A 14,823-nucleotide genomic window follows, 5' to 3' on the forward strand; every position below is an offset into this window, starting at 1 on the left:
AGTGAGGAAATACCTGAAGCAATTGGGTGGGAGCACCCAAAGCCTGGTTTTTACGCCGCTGATCGTGCTTACGTTGATCTTTGGCGCATTGGCTCTGTTGCTTGTAATTAACGATGCGATTTCAATACCGTTGACGTCGCCGCTGATCTTGGGCGGCACCTTGGCCTTTGTCATTGCAGCGCTGGTTTTCGCGCGCTTGGGCGCTGTCTATGTCGGCCATCTTGAACGCCTTGTGATGACCGACAGTTTAAGTCTCTTACCGAACCGGCGCGCGTTACATATTGATGTTCAACGCCATGGTACAAAAGATTCGGAATTGGCCATTGCGCTGATCGATCTTGACGGTTTCAAGCTGGTTAATGACCAATATGGTCATAATGTTGGCGATCAGGTGATCAAAAATTGTGCAGCCATGCTCGCAGATTTATGCGGCGATGACGCCCGTTGCTATCGCCTGGGTGGCGACGAATTTGCGATTGCGATGACCGGATCGCTCGCCGGTACGATCGTCGAAGGCATCTCGCGCAGCTTTATCGATCTGTTTAAAAAACCGATCATCGTGGATGATCGCCGCATTGTGATCGGGGCAAGTATCGGCATTTCATGCAGCAGGGGCGAAGACCGGCAAAATTCCTCGGAACTCCTCCGCCGTTCAGATGTCGCGATGTATACGTCCAAGCGCAACGGTAAGATGCGATGCACCTGGTATCAACCTGAATTCGACCGCAACCGCGAGGTCGCTCAGAAAATTGACGGCGAGATGCGTCGAGCCTTGTCCAATGACGAGTTTTACGTGCATTATCAACCTCTTGTCTGTGCCAAGACCTCCAAAATTGTTGCAGTGGAATCCTTGTTGCGCTGGGCGCGTCCGGACGGTCAGTCAATGGGCCCCGATGTTTTTATTCCGATTGCTGAAGAATCCGGTTTGATCAATCCCATAGGATTGAAGGTTTTGCGCCAGGCTTGCAATGATGCGCTGGCCTGGGACGATATCACGCTCTCGGTGAATATTTCCCCGGCGCAGTTGCGTGATGTCGAATTTCCGATCCAGCTTGGACAGATTCTGGAGGAAACCGGCTTTCCGGCCGAGCGGCTGGAACTGGAAATAACCGAAACCTGTCTCGTGCTGGATCCGGTACTGGCCGAACGTACCCTCGACGTCATCAGGGGCTTTGGTGTCAATATCGCGCTGGATGATTTTGGCACAGGCTATGCTTCCATCGGTTTTCTGCGGATGTTCCGTTTTGAAAAACTGAAACTGGATCGTTCTCTGGTGGTCGATGCGGGAGAAGATGAAGGCTCCCGTGCAATGATGATCTCCAGCATCAGCGTCGCGCGCGCGCTCAATATGGCGGTTACCGCCGAGGGCGTTGAAACCCAGCAGCAGGCGGATTTGGCTAGAATCGCCGGCTGCGACCATATTCAGGGCTGGCTATTTTTTAAGGCAATGCCGCCCGATGAAATTACCCATCACCTTAATCAGCAAAATGCGCAAAACGATCAAACAAAGTTAATCGGATAGGATAGATAAGATGACCGCAGCTTCGACCGCTTCAACGGAAAAGCCAGATCTTAGGTCGGCCCATAATGAAACCAACGAGATGCTGTTGTCGCTGTCGAGCCAGCGAGCGAATTCCCTTTGGAACAAATATCTTGATTGTTCGGTCGCGACCAAGCTCAATATCTATCATGGCGTGAATTCGCTTTTCGGTGTCGCGTTGCTCGGTGTTGGCTGGTTGTCGCTGAACGCGATTCAGGCGGATTTGGTGAAGCAGGGCATCAACGCGCCGTCTATCTCGGCCATTGTTGATCGTGCTGAAATGATGTTCGGCCTGATTTTGGTCTTGACCATGGGTTGGGGTATCTTTGCAATTGTTCGCGTTAGCAGAGATATCTCCGGTGCCATCAAAAAGCTCGTGCCCATGTTGTGGGATGTTATCGAGGGCAAGATGGATATGGAAATCCCCTATGTCGAACGCAAAGACGATATTGGAGACATGGCGCGCTCGATTGAAGTGTTCCGCCGTGCATCCGTACAGCTCCAGAAGGTTCGCAGCGAGCGTGAGCAAGCCTATGAACGGGAAAAGGAAAATGAAGCGAAGCAGGACCGTCTGCGGGACGCACAAAGCAAAAAAATCCGGATCATGGCCGACAAGTTCGAAAATACGATCAGCGATGTGGTCAGCAGCGTAGCCGCTGCATCGGCCCAGTTGCAGTCAACCGCGACGTCGATGGCGTCCTCTGCGGAACTTTCCTCTACCCAGACCCGCAATGTTGCAAAGGCAATGGAAGACGCGTCCAAGGGTGTCACCGCCGCCGCCGCGGCCAGCGATGAATTTGCCATGTCTATTGGCGAGATCAGCCGCCAGGCGTCCAGTTCCGCCGAGTTGGCGCGCAAGGCGGCAGACGCCGCCGGAGAGGCCGACATGACGATGACGGCGCTTGCAGTCTCCGCCGAACAGGTCGGCCAGATTGTGGAACTCATCCAGACCATTGCTCACCGGACCAATTTGCTGGCGCTCAATGCCTCAATCGAAGCGGCGCGTGGCGGAGAAGCAGGACGTGGTTTCGCGGTCGTCGCCTCCGAGGTCAAGGAACTGGCCTCACAGACCAGCAAGGCCACCCAGGATGTCGCTCATCAGATCGGCACCATGCAGGAATCGACCAGTGCCAGCGTGGAAGCGCTTCGATCCATCGGTTCGCAAATCCAGAAACTCGAAACAACAGCCGTTTCGATAGCCGCCGCAGTGGACCAACAGGCCGTCGCAGGACAGGATCTGGCGCGCAGCATTGACGCGACCGCACAGGGAACAGAGGAAGTCTCAAACAATATTGCCCAAGTGAGAGAAACGTCGCGTGCAACCGGTGAATCGGCCACCCAGGTACTGGGGTCTGCAACGGAACTGGAAAAACAGGCCGCCAAACTCAACCAGCATGTCGATCAGTTCCTCGGTTACGTCCGCGAGTGGGATTTCTTCTCGCCGTCGAACGGCACAACCGATTAACCGGCCTGGCCAAGGATGCTAAGGCACCCCGGCGTGCAATAATATTATTCCCTTACCGCGCTCAGCGCCGCTCCGGCGGCGAAGGGGGTGATGGCGACGAGCAATAGCGAAATCGCGGCTAGGAAAAGCAAGGCGCTGTTCCCCGGGGTAGAAAGGCTCCCGGCCCCGAATATCAGCAGCGGAATAGCCAGTGGAACCAGTAACAATCCGCCCAGCGCACCAGCCCCTTTAAGGCCAGCGGTCAGCGCCGCGATCATTACCGCGAGACCCGCGAGAGCCGGTGTCGCAATCGTCAGGCTTGCCAGCAGCGTGCAAAGAGCCGGACCTTCCAGTCCCATCAGCCCGCTGGCGAGAAAGGCTGCAAGCAGCAGCGGGGGACCAAAGGAGAGCCAGTGCGACACCATTCTCGCTGCCGCGATTATTTCATCAGACAAACCGCGTACAATCATCTGATCATAAACCCCGTTTTCGAGATCGGGCTGGATGAGCCGGTCCAGCGGTAGCAAGGTCGCCAATAATGCCGCGATCCACAAAATCCCACCGCCGGTCTGCAATAGCAGCGCACGGTCCGGTCCCACGGCAAAGGGGAATAATGTCGCAGCAGAGAGGTAAAATATTACCGGTAACCAGGTCCCCCCGCTGGCATAGCTTTGCCGCAGGTCACGCCAGATGATCGTGGCGATGCTGCCGATCACAAACATGCTTCCATATCTTCCAATGGCGCGAGCTTCAGGTTGAAATCAAAGGTGATTGGCAAGGCTATGTGACTGGCGGCAAGAATGATCCCGCCATCATCCAGATGGCTTTGCAGCACCGTCCCTAATTGATCGACCGAGTCGCTGTCGAGTCCATTGGCAGGCTCGTCGAGCAGCCACAATCTTGCCTCTGTGAGATAAGTTCGGGCAAGCCGGGCCCGCTGTCTCTGCCCGGTCGAGAAATAGCGCACCGGCACTTCTGCGAGATGGCCCAAGCCTGCTCGTACCATGGCTGATGCAACATCGTCCTGTCCGCAACCGTCCAGTCTGGCCCAGAAGCGCAATGCCTGTTCCAGCGGCAGTTGTTCATCCAGCGCCAGCCTGTCGTCACATAAAGCTTTGGTCACCGGCACGGAACAAGATCCTGCCGAGGGCTGGAGCAGACCGGCGAGCAAACGCAACAGGCTGGATTTGCCAACACCATTGGGGCCGGTGAGCAATCCTGCCTGTCCCGGCTCAAGAGAAAAGGTCAGGTCGCGGAACAATGTCCGACCGCCGCGCTTACAACTTATCGCTTCGGCCAAGAGCCGTTCCTTGCTTCCGGTTGACTGTCCATCGTTCATCGCACAGACTTAAGACATGATTTGGCGCGAAAGCCAAGCAAGGAGCAATAAATATGGTGGCACAACTGAACGATGATGAACGCAAGGTGGCTCTCGCGAAGCTCCCGGACTGGGAATATGACGCAAAGCGTGATGCGATCAGCCGGTCGTTCAAATTTTCCGATTTCACGGAAGCTTTTGCGTTCATGACCCGCGTAGCCCTGCATGCGGAAAAGGCCGATCATCACCCGGAATGGTTCAATGTCTACAACCGCGTGGATATCACGCTCACCACCCACGACGCGGGGGAAAAGGGCGGATTATCGCAGCGCGATTTGGCTCTGGCGGAACTAATCGAGCGCTGCACCTAGACTCTATTGGTCTTCTGATCCGGCCAGTACGTCGCCCAGATTACTGGCAAGACTGACAGACTGCTTGCGTACGCGGCCGGGCATCCAGCGCGCCGCGAAAGCCAGTTGCTTCGCCATTTTATTGACCGGTGTGTGGACCTTATCACCATGTACGGCGTTCCAGGCCGCCGGACCGATGATCGAAACCGGGCTGACCATGACGCCCGCCTCTTCCAGACGCTCCTTGCCGCTCTGATTGGTACCTTCCACAACATTGGAAATGATATTGGTATCGATGAAGCCCGGCATCAGCGAACGTGACTTGATACCAAATTTGCGCAGCTCGATATCATGCGATTCGGCAAGTCCGCGCACCGCGAATTTGGTTGCGCTGTAGACGCTGAGATCCGCTACGCCGTAAATACCTGCCGCTGAGGCCGTGTAGAGGATGCAGCTGTCCGGCGTGTTTTTCAGCATTTCGAAACAGGCGCGCGTGCCGCTGATAACGCCGGTGAGGTTGATTGCGATCATCAGGTCAATATCAGCGTCGTCCATTTCGTGAATAGGCCCACCTTCGCCAATGCCGGCGTTGTTGAACAGAACATGCATTGCGCCACCGGTGACCGCACCGAAATCGGTGACTGCCTGTTTCCATTGGGCGCGATCAGTTACGTCGAGCTTGTGGATCGAGCTCTGGCCCTCCGGCAGAAGCGCCGCGGTTTCGGCCATGCCCGCTTCATTGACGTCGGCGATACCGATGAACCAGCCCTTATCGGCAAAATAGCGGCCAACTTCACGGCCCAGCCCCGATGCCCCGCCGGTGATGAAAATTGTCTTTTGTCCGCGTTGATAGCCCATGAATCCGCTCCCACCTCGTTATTAACATTGATGTTCATTCGAGCGGTTTTTGACGCGGACGTCAAGCGAAGTTGGACAAGCAGATGAAAGGGCGTCACTATATAACCCGATGCGTGTCTCCGGTCCTTCTATTAGTCTCGACAAGGTAAGTCGCGATTACGGTACGGTCCGTGCGGTTGATTCGGTCTCGCTGGAAATTGCGGCGGGCAGTCTGGTGGCTTTGGTCGGGTTGTCGGGGTCCGGGAAATCGACCCTGCTCAAGATGATCAACCGGCTTGTCGAACCGACCAGCGGTACAATCCGGATCGGCGATGCCGCTGTCGATTCGATCGATGCCCATATCCTGCGGCGTCGGATCGGCTATGTTTTTCAGAATATCGGTCTGTTCCCGCATATGACGATTGCGCGCAATATTGTGATCGGGCTGGAGCTTGCAGGCGAGGCGGAGGGCAGGGCAGCCCGGGTGGGCGAACTGCTCGATCTCGTCGAATTGCCGCGGGACATGGCTTCCCGCATGCCCGATCAGCTGAGTGGTGGCCAGCAGCAGCGCGTCGGTGTCGCCAGGGCGCTGGCGACGCGGCCCGGCCTGATGCTGATGGACGAGCCCTTCGGCGCACTGGATCCTGTGACTCGCGATAATCTCACCGATCAGTACAAGGCGCTGCATGAAAAGCTGGGCCTGACCACGATCCTTGTCACCCATGACATGGCCGAGGCGCTCTATCTGGCAGATCGCATTCTCGTGATGGAAGGCGGTCAGATCAGGGCGGATGCTACCCCTGCCGAATTGCTATCCGGCAATGTCGGTGAAGAAGCCGAAGCGCTCGTTGCCATTCCGCGCGCGCAGGCGGCACATCTGATCGCGCTGGGAAAATCGTCATGAACGAAGCGTGGAAACAGGCATTTGCCCGTGTGCCGGAACTGCTTGCCGCCCATGTCCAGATTAGCGTGTCCGCGCTGTTCCTCGCGATGATCATTTGTCTGCCGCTGGCGATATGGGCAGCACGGTCACCGAGAGTTGCTGCAGTGGCACTGACCGTGGCCAGTCTTGTCCAGACGATCCCGGGTCTCGCCCTGCTGGCGTTATTCTATCCGCTGCTCCTTGGTCTTTCGGCCTTGTTGGGCGGCGGGATATCGGCTTTCGGTTTTCTGCCCGCGCTGCTCGCGTTGACGCTTTATGCCTTGCTACCGATTTTGCGCAATGCGGTCACCGGATTATCGGGCGTCGATCCGGCGGTTGCCGAAGCGGCGGACGGTCTCGGCATGACCAAGGGGCAGAAACTCTATCTCGTCGAAGCGCCACTGGCCGCCCCGACGATCATGGCCGGTATTCGCACCGCAGCGGTTTGGACCATCGGTGCGGCGACATTGTCCACCACGGTTGGCCAGCCCAGTCTCGGCGATCTGATTTTTGCCGGCCTGCAGACACAGAACTGGACGCTGGTGCTAACTGGTTGTCTATTTTCCGCTGCTCTGGCGATTTCGGTTGATCTATTGCTCGGACTGATCGAGCGGGGCATCCGTGAACGGCGAAAGATATTGGCATGGGCGGGGATGGCCCTGATTGCCGCTGGTTTGCTGATCGCGACACTGCCGCTGATGATCGCACGCGACAATATTGTGGTGATCGGAGCGAAGGGATTTTCCGAACAATATATCCTCGCCCGGTTGATCGGATCACGGCTGAAAGACGCGGGATATTCGGTTCGTTACCGCGATGGCCTCGGGTCCGCCGTCGTTTATCAAGCCCTGTCGGAAGGCGATATTGACGTCTATGTCGACTATTCGGGCACACTCTGGACCAACCAGATGGAGCGTAGCGACAGCCAGCCGAAAACGGCAATGCTCGACACGATCGCGCGGTGGACCAGTAGCAATCATGATGTCAAAATGTTGGGCGCGCTGGGATTTGAAAACACTTATGCTTTTGCTGTGAGGAGCGAAGACGCGCGGGAAAAAACGCTGAGAACACTTAACGACCTTGCCCGGGTATCGAGCGATTTCAATTTCGGCACCGATGTCGAGTTCCTCGAACGGCCCGAGTGGCAGATGGTGCAGGATGCCTATCCGATTCGCTTTAAGGCCGCCCGGTCGTTTAGCCCGACCTTCATGTATCCGGCGCTGGCCAGCGGTGAAGTCGACGTCATTTCGGCCTTTTCCTCCGACGGCAGGATAGCGGCGAACAATTTTGTTGTACTGGAAGATCCCAAAGGGGCAGTGCCTTCCTACGAAGCGATCATGCTGCTGGCCCCGAAGCGCGGTAACGATAACAAATTTGTCGCGGCACTTAATCCGCTGACCGGTGCGATCACAGTGGAAGTTATGCGGGAAGCCAATTATATGGTCGATCGCAAGGACGACAAGAAAACACCAAGGCAGGCGGCAAGCTGGCTGAACGGGAAGTTGAAGGAATGAACGTGAAATCTGGTTTTGTAGCTCTGATGAGAATGGCTGCTTTGGCGGCATTGTTCGTAATGGCAAGTTTTTCCGTCGCGGCGCGCGCCGACGTGGACGTTACTTTTTATTCGCATGATTTCGGCAAGAATTTCCCGCATGCTTTTTTTGTTGCCAAGGGGGAACTTGCGGATGGTACGAAGGTCGACAGCGGTTTTGGCTTTACCGCTATCAACGTATCGCCGGGCATATTATTCGGATCGGTAAAGGGGCATGTAAAGGCGCCATCGGCCAAATATATCGCCACCAGCAACTCGCATTTTACCGTCAAGGTCGACGATGCGAGATATCGGAGGCTAATGGCTGTAGTAAAAAAATGGCAGAATATTCCCCAGAAAAGCTATAGTCTCAACAAGCGCAACTGCGTGCATTTCATCAACGACGTGATCAAGACGCTGGACCTCAAGACCAATTTGAAAACAGCCAACTGGAAGAAACCCCGATCCTTCATGGAAGAGGTCATGAAGCTCAATCCCTTTCTGAAATAACAAAAGAGGCGCGCGCTATGACGGACGTTTGCATGATCATCGGGGCAGGTGCCGGCATTGGCGGTCATGTCGGCAAGCGTTTCGCACAGGACGGCTATCATGTCGCCCTGTGCCGTCGCAGCGATCAGGACGGTCTCGACCGGATGGTGGTCGAAATCGAAGCCGCCGGCGGCAAGGCCTCGGGCCATTTGCTCAACGCGGTGGACGAGGGCGCGATCGAGAAACTGATTGATGATATCGAGGCCGATATCGGCCCGATCAATGTGGTGGTCTATAATCTCGGGGCGCAGATCGGCAACCGGGCGCTGGCCGACACGCCGCAGAAGACCTTTGAACTGGGCTGGCGAATGGGCACTCTCGGTGTATTCCGGGTCGCGCAAAAGCTGTTCCCGAAGATGGTCGAACGCGGGGGAGGGGTGCTGCTCGTGACCTCAGCGACCTCGGCGATGCGCGGCAATGCCGGGCAACATAGCCACGCCGCCGCCATGGGCGGTCGCCGGATGCTCTGCCAGACGCTCAACGCCGAATTCGCGCCGAAGAATATCCATGTCGCGCATATAGTGATCGACAGCTCGGTCAATGCGCCGGACACGCTGGGCAAGCTGCTTGGTCCGGAACGCTTTGCAAAATTGCGGGAAGCCAAGGCCAACGGCAAGGACGAGATCATGGAGCCCAGCGCGATTGCCGACACCTATTTCCATATCGCGCACCAGCATCGTTCCGCCTGGACGTTCGAACTCGATATGCGCGCCTTTACCGATTCCGCCTGGTGGAACCACCCGCTGGATATCTAGCGCTGCTACATCACCATCACATGATAATGGTGCCATGTGAAAATCGCCACGGCCCCCCGGTGGGGCGACCAGGATTCAGCATATTTGCGCACCTCTTTTTCGGACGGACGCCCGGCGAGTTCCAGGAAATTGCCAACGCCGATCTGAATCGCCAGATCTCCGGCGGGCCAGATATCGGGGCGGCCCTGCGCAAACAGCAGATAGATTTCCGCTGACCAGCGGCCGATGCCCTTGACCCTGGTCAATAGCGCTATTGCCTCTTCATTGTCCTCGGGCAGGTTCGACAGATCCAGAGCACCGGAGAGGATCAGCTCGGCCAGGCTTCTGGCATAGCCCTGTTTCTGGCGCGACAATCCGCAGGCGCGCAATTCTTCAAATTCGGTGGCAATCAGGGCTTCGGGAGGACAGCTGTCGCCCAGAAGCGCTTCCAGCTTGTTCCAGACCGCTGCCGCCGATGCCACGCTAACCTGCTGGCCGACTATGGTGCGCAGCAACGTCTCATAGCCCTCCGGCCGGATCCGGGGCTCGGGATAGCCGGACTGTGCGACAGCCGCCGCCAGCCGCGGTTCGATTGCGCTGACATGATCCAGCCCGGCTTTGATCATTGCTTTTGATAGGCCCATCGGTTTTCTGCCTTCGTTTCGGCCCTTGATTCTTTTCGATGGTCGAGACATAGCGTGCGCCAATTGCAATTAACAGTCAGTCCAAGGGGTAACTATGCCAACGATTCATGTAACCGGCCGCGATGGCGAAGAAAAAGCGGTTTCCGTCGATAGCGGAGTCAGCGTCATGGAGGCGATTCGCGACAATGGTTTTGATGAACTGCTGGCGCTGTGCGGTGGCTGCTGCTCCTGCGCGACCTGCCATGTCCATATCGACGCCGAGTGGAAAGCCAAATTGCCGGAAATGAGCGAAGACGAAGATGATCTGCTGGAAAGCAGCGACCACCGTGACGAATATTCACGGCTTAGCTGCCAGATCGAACTGTCTGATGATCTCGATGGCCTGAAAGTTCGGATCGCCGAAGAAGACTGATTCTCTCCGAAATATTATAAAAAAAGGGGAGCCCCATTACGGGCTCTCCTTTTTTTTATGCGTCGGCTTTTATTGCTTCAACTTGATGATCGCGCGCGGGCTACCGTCGGGGCCAGTGGTGCCATCCACCTTCCAGCGCATATTTTTCGTCGAACCGGTGACGGTCAGTCCGTCCTGGGTGTTGTTCACCAGCACTTCGCCATCGGTCACGATGGTGAACGTCCCGTCAATTGGCTGAGGTTTTTTGTCCTGCGCTTTGCTGCCCATCACCATGGGTGCCATCGCACCAGCCAGTGAAGCCTGCCCGGCCATCGCCGGTGTCAGCACTTCGAGTTCACCGCCGCTCCGCCGCACGATCTGAACGAATGGAAATTGCATGATGGCACCCGGGATCGTGGGAAAGGCGAACATCTGGTCGAAAGTGCCGCTCATCGCATATTCGACCTCGAATAGATTATCCCCGACATATTCGACCCTGTTCCAACCATCATATTTCGCGAGCTGTGCGGCGAATTTTTTCAGGCCTGCGTCGTCGCCCGGCACTGCGCCTCCAAAAATTTCGTTCATTGCAGCCATTTTCGGGTCAGATTGCTTTTGTCCGATGTCACCCGACTCACTGTCTGGGTCCGCAGATTCGGATGGCATTGACTTGTCATTGTCGTCGGCCAATTGCATCTGCCCATTATAGGTAAAACTATAGGTTCCGTCGTTCATCAACCGCAATTGAGACTCGAACTTTCCCGGAATCAGCAGGCAGCCTGCCAATAGCAAGGGCGCGACCAGTGCCAGCGCCCATTTCCAATTTGTTCCCACGGCTATTCTCTCCCTTTTCTGGTATATTCCGCATATAGAGCAATTGCCGCCGCGTTGGATACGTTCAGGCTTTCCATCCTGCTGCTCATCGGCAAGCGCGCCAGCACGTCGCAATGGGCCGAGACATTCTGCCTCAACCCTTCGCCTTCTGCGCCCATGACCAGGGCAAGCTTGCCGGTACCCATGGCGGTTTCCAGATTATCCTCGGCATCGCCGTCCATTCCGATCCGCCAATAGCCCGCTTCGGCGATTTCCTCTAGTGCGCGGGACAGGTTGACCACCCGCACCCAAGGAACGATTTCAAGCGCTCCGGATGCCGATTTTGCCAGGACTCCCGATTCGGGTGGAGCATGGCGGTCCTGGGTGATGATTGCGGCGGCATCAAAAGCCGCTGCGGATCGCAATATTGCCCCGACATTATGTGGGTCTGTGACTTGATCAAGGAGCAATAACGGTCGATTGGTCGGCTCGTCGAGAATATCGCCCAGCCAGATATCGGGCAGGGGATCGACATCGGCAACCATGCCCTGATGCGGGGCATCGCGCGGAATGACCCGGCCGAGGTCGGCGACATCGCTGATTACCACGGCTATATCGTCGGGAATCTCTAGCGTTGCCAGTGCCTCGCGCGTGATCGAGATTTTCTTGATTACCCGTCTGGGATTGTCGAGCGCGGCTTCTACCGCATGCCGTCCCCAGAATTTGAGACCGCCGCCGGTTTTCTTTATAGATCTGTTCTTGCGTGCCATATTTGCTCTCTAGACGCTATGGCTGCTGCCGACAGCCTTTTTTTCTGCAAATTTCAATGGGCAGGCATTGACAGTTTGTCATCCCTTCGTCATTGAGCCGCTCTTGTCGCCGATGGCGGCCTTGGGTACCCAAATGGACAGGTGGCCGAGTGGTTAAAGGCAGCAGACTGTAAATCTGCCCGCGTAAGCGTACATAGGTTCGAATCCTATCCTGTCCACCATCCCCACAATAGTCAGCGCCTTGGTGCGCTTGCGATTCCAGATCTTTCTGGACGTCTCGAAAATCATGTCAGCTCTGACCACTGGGCCCGAATTTTTGCGTTTGTTACGCGCGCAGGGTAAAAAGCAAGATTGGGTAGAAGGGGGGTCGCACCCAACCCCCAATCTTGCCAAGTCCCTGGTTAAGGCCAGTTGGCAAAAAATTACTTAAGATCTACTGTCTCATTTGGATTTTCCCGATGCTATGAGGACCTATTTAGAGGGCGTGGCGGGCAAAGTCCTCTCCCAGCCAATCCTTAAGCAACCAGAAATCGGCGGCAAAAGCGTCAACAGGGTTTCTTGCCGGAAAGCGCGATGCGGTCATTTCCGTATTGCCAAGCATCAGCATCTGTTTAAGCTCGCACAACTCACTTGTTAGGAAAATCATCGATGCGACTATTCTTTCTGGCCGCCATTCTTCCGCTTGGCATGGCCGGGTGTGCGACAGCCCCCGCAAAGCAGACCGGCGGGAACAGCAATGCCACCGTCGATAGTTCCGAATTCCGCTCAGACGCCAATGCAGCAGTCGACGGGCTGGCATTTGCCCAGGCACGCTGCGCCGGTTGCCACAACGTGATGGATGGACAAGCCTCGCCGAACGCCAGTGCGCCCCGTTTCGAAGCAATAGCCAATACAAGAGGGCTGACCGACGACACCCTGAAGGCCTGGCTTCGCGATTCTCACAATTATCCCGGACAGATGGATTTTGAGATTGATGCGAAACGGATTGATGATCTTGCGGCATATATGCTGACGCTCAGAAGCCCGGATTACAGGCCCGCGATTCAATAATATTGCTATCTGACCAGCCTATTGCAGCACTGTTTTTCCCCGCGAGAGTTATTTGGCAAGCATGAAGCGCGTCGGAAAATAGAGAACGCTCTCTCTCCTCTGCAGCCGCAATTATAGATTGCGATTGACGAAATCGACATTGTATGGGCGTGTAATCCAGCTATGTTTGTTTAATGCGACAGAAAAGTATCGAAACGGGTGTCTGGTATTTTAGGGACGGCGGCGTTTAGATCTATGAAACGTCTTTGGAGAGTGGCTGCCCGGCGCGACCTTTTTGTATACGGTCTCGTATCCGCTATGAGCGCCTTGACTATGCGGAAAGGGAATATCCTCTCTTTTCTGTTTCAGGGGCAGCTGACGTCGGCTTCTGACGGCAAGGAAACCAAATCCTACTTCGCGAAAAGAAGCTATTCTACGTTGCCGCTACTTGCCGCTGCAGGTCGTACGGCGGCCGATTCTGATGTTGCATTGCTAACCGAGCGTGGGCGGGAAGGTGTTTTTGTTTTTTCGAAATCCAATTTATCAGCCAAAGTAAAAACTGACCCAGCACAAGGAGTCTATATCGCATCCTCCAGTGATGTTACTGGGGCCGCAGGTGCATGGGTACGCCAGTTCAGCGATCTCATACCGGAATATTTCGGTAGTGTCGGTGATGGAACATCTAAGTCGGCATCACCTACGATATCGGCTTGGATAGACTATGCGAAAGCCAATGATATCCGCGAAATAAAGGCAGATGGTCATTATTATTTGCCTGCGGGTAAGCAAACAATATCGGAACATGCGGTGAGCAAGGGAGATCCTGTCTTTGATCTCCCGACATATTATGCTGTGATGATTGACGGAGCAAATGACCTGACAATCGATTTATCACGCGCAACAATCATAACGGACCATGGAACGGCTCTATGCGTTTACGCATCAACGCAGACCCGCATTATCAATGGGACGTTTCTGCGTACAGGAACTGACGATGGCGTGATATCCAATCAGTCAGCGGCAATATGCATTACCCGCTCCCATGCCTGTATCGGAAAAGGTCAGAAGGTTGACGGTTACTATCGGAATCTGATGGTCTATCGCGCATCTGCAAGTGGGTTTGAGGATTATGATAGTAGGAATGCGCTCTATTACTGCGCTTATGCCTCCAGTGTGCTTGATATTAAATTATCTGGCACGCCCAAAAGGACCTTCGCTTTCTTGCGAAGGGGACTGCATATAGGGGGTAGATATGGCGGCGCGCTTTCCGATGAATCCGAAGTGTCGGGAGGAAGGTTCTACAACTGTTCGCCACGCAACAACTCGGCAGCACATATCAAAACGGAACGAATGAACGTCAAATGGTTCGACAATAAAATTTACGAGAGCGCAGCCCAGAATTCAGGTGACGTGATTAACGGGATATCGGTGGTTCCAACCATATCTGTCGGTACAGCCGCCAGAGCAGTGATTTTCAACAACAAGGTTCGTGGGTGCTATATTGGTATTAACGTCAGAGGGGTCACCGATTTTCAGATACGGGCAAATGATATCGCTGGCTATTTTCAGACAGGACTTGCCCTGGTTAGTGATCGATTGGGAGGATCTCAATTTGCGCTTCAACGCGGGATTGTGACTCAAAATTATATTGGAGCAATGGCTGATGACAGCAGCCGCAGGTCCATTGGCAATGACAAGAATGCCGGACTTCAGATTGAGCAAAATATTGCATTAATTGATCACCTGTATGTCGGGCACAACACGGTCGATGCTGTAAACGGCAATATAGCCAAAAAGCCGGAATTCGGGATGTATGTTGAGGTGAAGGCTGGGGCTGTGGGCGGGATTAGCACCAACAGACTGATCGGCGCCCTGACCAATAGAATTCCAGATCAACCTTCGCCTAACATCCGCTAATGCGTAGGTCTTGCGCTGAGCAAGGGTGTGTACA

At 55.2% G+C, this 14,823-nt stretch carries 16 protein-coding genes, 1 tRNA gene and 1 pseudogene; 11 read left to right on the forward strand and 7 right to left on the reverse strand.

Annotated elements, in window-relative coordinates; genetic code table 11:
• Window position 1: 1 nt before the first annotated feature.
• A complete protein-coding gene (locus tag ACN0VD_RS06530) occupies window positions 2–1,522 on the forward strand; it encodes a putative bifunctional diguanylate cyclase/phosphodiesterase (protein WP_417592861.1) in 1,521 nt (506 codons plus the stop codon).
• Window positions 1,523–1,532: 10 nt separating this feature from the next.
• Window positions 1,533–3,005, forward strand: a complete 1,473-nt coding sequence (locus ACN0VD_RS06535) for a methyl-accepting chemotaxis protein (RefSeq protein WP_417592863.1) — start codon at window positions 1,533–1,535, stop codon at window positions 3,003–3,005.
• Between the two features lie 44 nt (window positions 3,006–3,049).
• Here the strand turns inward: ACN0VD_RS06535 and ACN0VD_RS06540 are convergent, their stop codons facing one another.
• Window positions 3,050–3,697, reverse strand: coding sequence for a heme exporter protein CcmB (locus ACN0VD_RS06540; protein WP_417593082.1), 648 nt, complete (start codon window positions 3,695–3,697; stop codon window positions 3,050–3,052).
• Window positions 3,697–4,284, reverse strand: a complete 588-nt coding sequence (gene ccmA / locus ACN0VD_RS06545; protein WP_417592865.1) for a heme ABC exporter ATP-binding protein CcmA — start codon at window positions 4,282–4,284, stop codon at window positions 3,697–3,699. The genes ACN0VD_RS06540 and ccmA overlap by 1 nt, the downstream gene beginning before the upstream one ends.
• Window positions 4,285–4,367: 83 nt before the next feature.
• Here ccmA and ACN0VD_RS06550 point away from each other — a divergent pair.
• Window positions 4,368–4,673: pseudogene (locus ACN0VD_RS06550) on the forward strand (4a-hydroxytetrahydrobiopterin dehydratase); the annotation flags it as partial.
• 3 nt (window positions 4,674–4,676) lie between these two features.
• On the opposite strand, the gene ACN0VD_RS06555 reads toward ACN0VD_RS06550, so the two are convergent.
• On the reverse strand, window positions 4,677–5,510 hold the full coding sequence (locus ACN0VD_RS06555) for an SDR family oxidoreductase (protein ID WP_417592867.1): 834 nt from the start codon (window positions 5,508–5,510) through the stop codon (window positions 4,677–4,679).
• A 109-nt stretch (window positions 5,511–5,619) separates the two neighbouring features.
• Here ACN0VD_RS06555 and ACN0VD_RS06560 point away from each other — a divergent pair, with 109 nt between their 5' ends.
• From ACN0VD_RS06560 to ACN0VD_RS06575, 4 genes are read left to right on the forward strand one after another with little or no spacing between them, the layout of a single operon-like run.
• A complete protein-coding gene (locus tag ACN0VD_RS06560; protein ID WP_417592869.1) occupies window positions 5,620–6,393 on the forward strand; it encodes an ATP-binding cassette domain-containing protein in 774 nt (257 codons plus the stop codon).
• Window positions 6,390–7,925 (forward strand): ABC transporter permease/substrate-binding protein, encoded by a 1,536-nt coding sequence (locus tag ACN0VD_RS06565; RefSeq protein ID WP_417592871.1) that lies wholly within the window; start codon window positions 6,390–6,392, stop codon window positions 7,923–7,925. The genes ACN0VD_RS06560 and ACN0VD_RS06565 overlap by 4 nt, the downstream gene beginning before the upstream one ends.
• Complete coding sequence (locus ACN0VD_RS06570) at window positions 7,922–8,452, forward strand: hypothetical protein (RefSeq protein WP_417592873.1); 531 nt, start codon at window positions 7,922–7,924, stop codon at window positions 8,450–8,452. Before ACN0VD_RS06565 ends, ACN0VD_RS06570 begins: the two co-directional genes overlap by 4 nt.
• A gap of 17 nt (window positions 8,453–8,469) precedes the next feature.
• Window positions 8,470–9,246, forward strand: coding sequence for an SDR family NAD(P)-dependent oxidoreductase (locus ACN0VD_RS06575; protein ID WP_417592875.1), 777 nt, complete (start codon window positions 8,470–8,472; stop codon window positions 9,244–9,246).
• A gap of 5 nt (window positions 9,247–9,251) precedes the next feature.
• Here the strand turns inward: ACN0VD_RS06575 and ACN0VD_RS06580 are convergent, their stop codons facing one another.
• Window positions 9,252–9,869 (reverse strand): DNA-3-methyladenine glycosylase family protein, encoded by a 618-nt coding sequence (locus ACN0VD_RS06580; RefSeq protein ID WP_417592877.1) that lies wholly within the window; start codon window positions 9,867–9,869, stop codon window positions 9,252–9,254.
• Window positions 9,870–9,963: 94 nt separating this feature from the next.
• On the opposite strand from ACN0VD_RS06580, the gene ACN0VD_RS06585 reads away from it, so the two are divergent.
• Window positions 9,964–10,281: a 2Fe-2S iron-sulfur cluster-binding protein gene (locus ACN0VD_RS06585; RefSeq protein ID WP_417592879.1), complete on the forward strand. Its 318-nt coding sequence runs from the start codon at window positions 9,964–9,966 to the stop codon at window positions 10,279–10,281.
• 69 nt (window positions 10,282–10,350) lie between these two features.
• Here ACN0VD_RS06585 and ACN0VD_RS06590 read toward each other — a convergent pair whose 3' ends face one another.
• Together ACN0VD_RS06590 and rlmB are read right to left on the reverse strand one after the other, a co-directional pair.
• The gene (locus ACN0VD_RS06590) at window positions 10,351–11,094 is read right to left on the reverse strand and encodes a hypothetical protein (protein WP_417592881.1); all 744 of its coding nucleotides are present in this window, start codon (window positions 11,092–11,094) and stop codon (window positions 10,351–10,353) included.
• A gap of 2 nt (window positions 11,095–11,096) precedes the next feature.
• On the reverse strand, window positions 11,097–11,843 hold the full coding sequence (gene rlmB / locus ACN0VD_RS06595) for a 23S rRNA (guanosine(2251)-2'-O)-methyltransferase RlmB (protein WP_417592883.1): 747 nt from the start codon (window positions 11,841–11,843) through the stop codon (window positions 11,097–11,099).
• A gap of 135 nt (window positions 11,844–11,978) precedes the next feature.
• On the opposite strand from rlmB, the gene ACN0VD_RS06600 reads away from it, so the two are divergent.
• Window positions 11,979–12,064, forward strand: a tRNA-Tyr gene (locus ACN0VD_RS06600).
• A gap of 254 nt (window positions 12,065–12,318) precedes the next feature.
• Here the strand turns inward: ACN0VD_RS06600 and ACN0VD_RS06605 are convergent.
• Entirely contained in the window at window positions 12,319–12,489 is a 171-nt protein-coding gene (locus tag ACN0VD_RS06605) for a hypothetical protein (protein ID WP_417592885.1), read from the reverse strand.
• A gap of 2 nt (window positions 12,490–12,491) precedes the next feature.
• On the opposite strand from ACN0VD_RS06605, the gene ACN0VD_RS06610 reads away from it, so the two are divergent.
• Both ACN0VD_RS06610 and ACN0VD_RS06615 read left to right on the forward strand, forming a co-directional pair.
• The gene (locus tag ACN0VD_RS06610; protein ID WP_417592887.1) at window positions 12,492–12,893 is read left to right on the forward strand and encodes a c-type cytochrome; all 402 of its coding nucleotides are present in this window, start codon (window positions 12,492–12,494) and stop codon (window positions 12,891–12,893) included.
• Between the two features lie 234 nt (window positions 12,894–13,127).
• The gene (locus ACN0VD_RS06615) at window positions 13,128–14,789 is read left to right on the forward strand and encodes a hypothetical protein (protein ID WP_417592889.1); all 1,662 of its coding nucleotides are present in this window, start codon (window positions 13,128–13,130) and stop codon (window positions 14,787–14,789) included.
• Window positions 14,790–14,823: the final 34 nt, after the last annotated feature.

The sequence above is a fragment of the Parasphingorhabdus sp. genome, assembly GCF_048267785.1.
Lineage (GTDB): Bacteria > Pseudomonadota > Alphaproteobacteria > Sphingomonadales > Sphingomonadaceae > Parasphingorhabdus.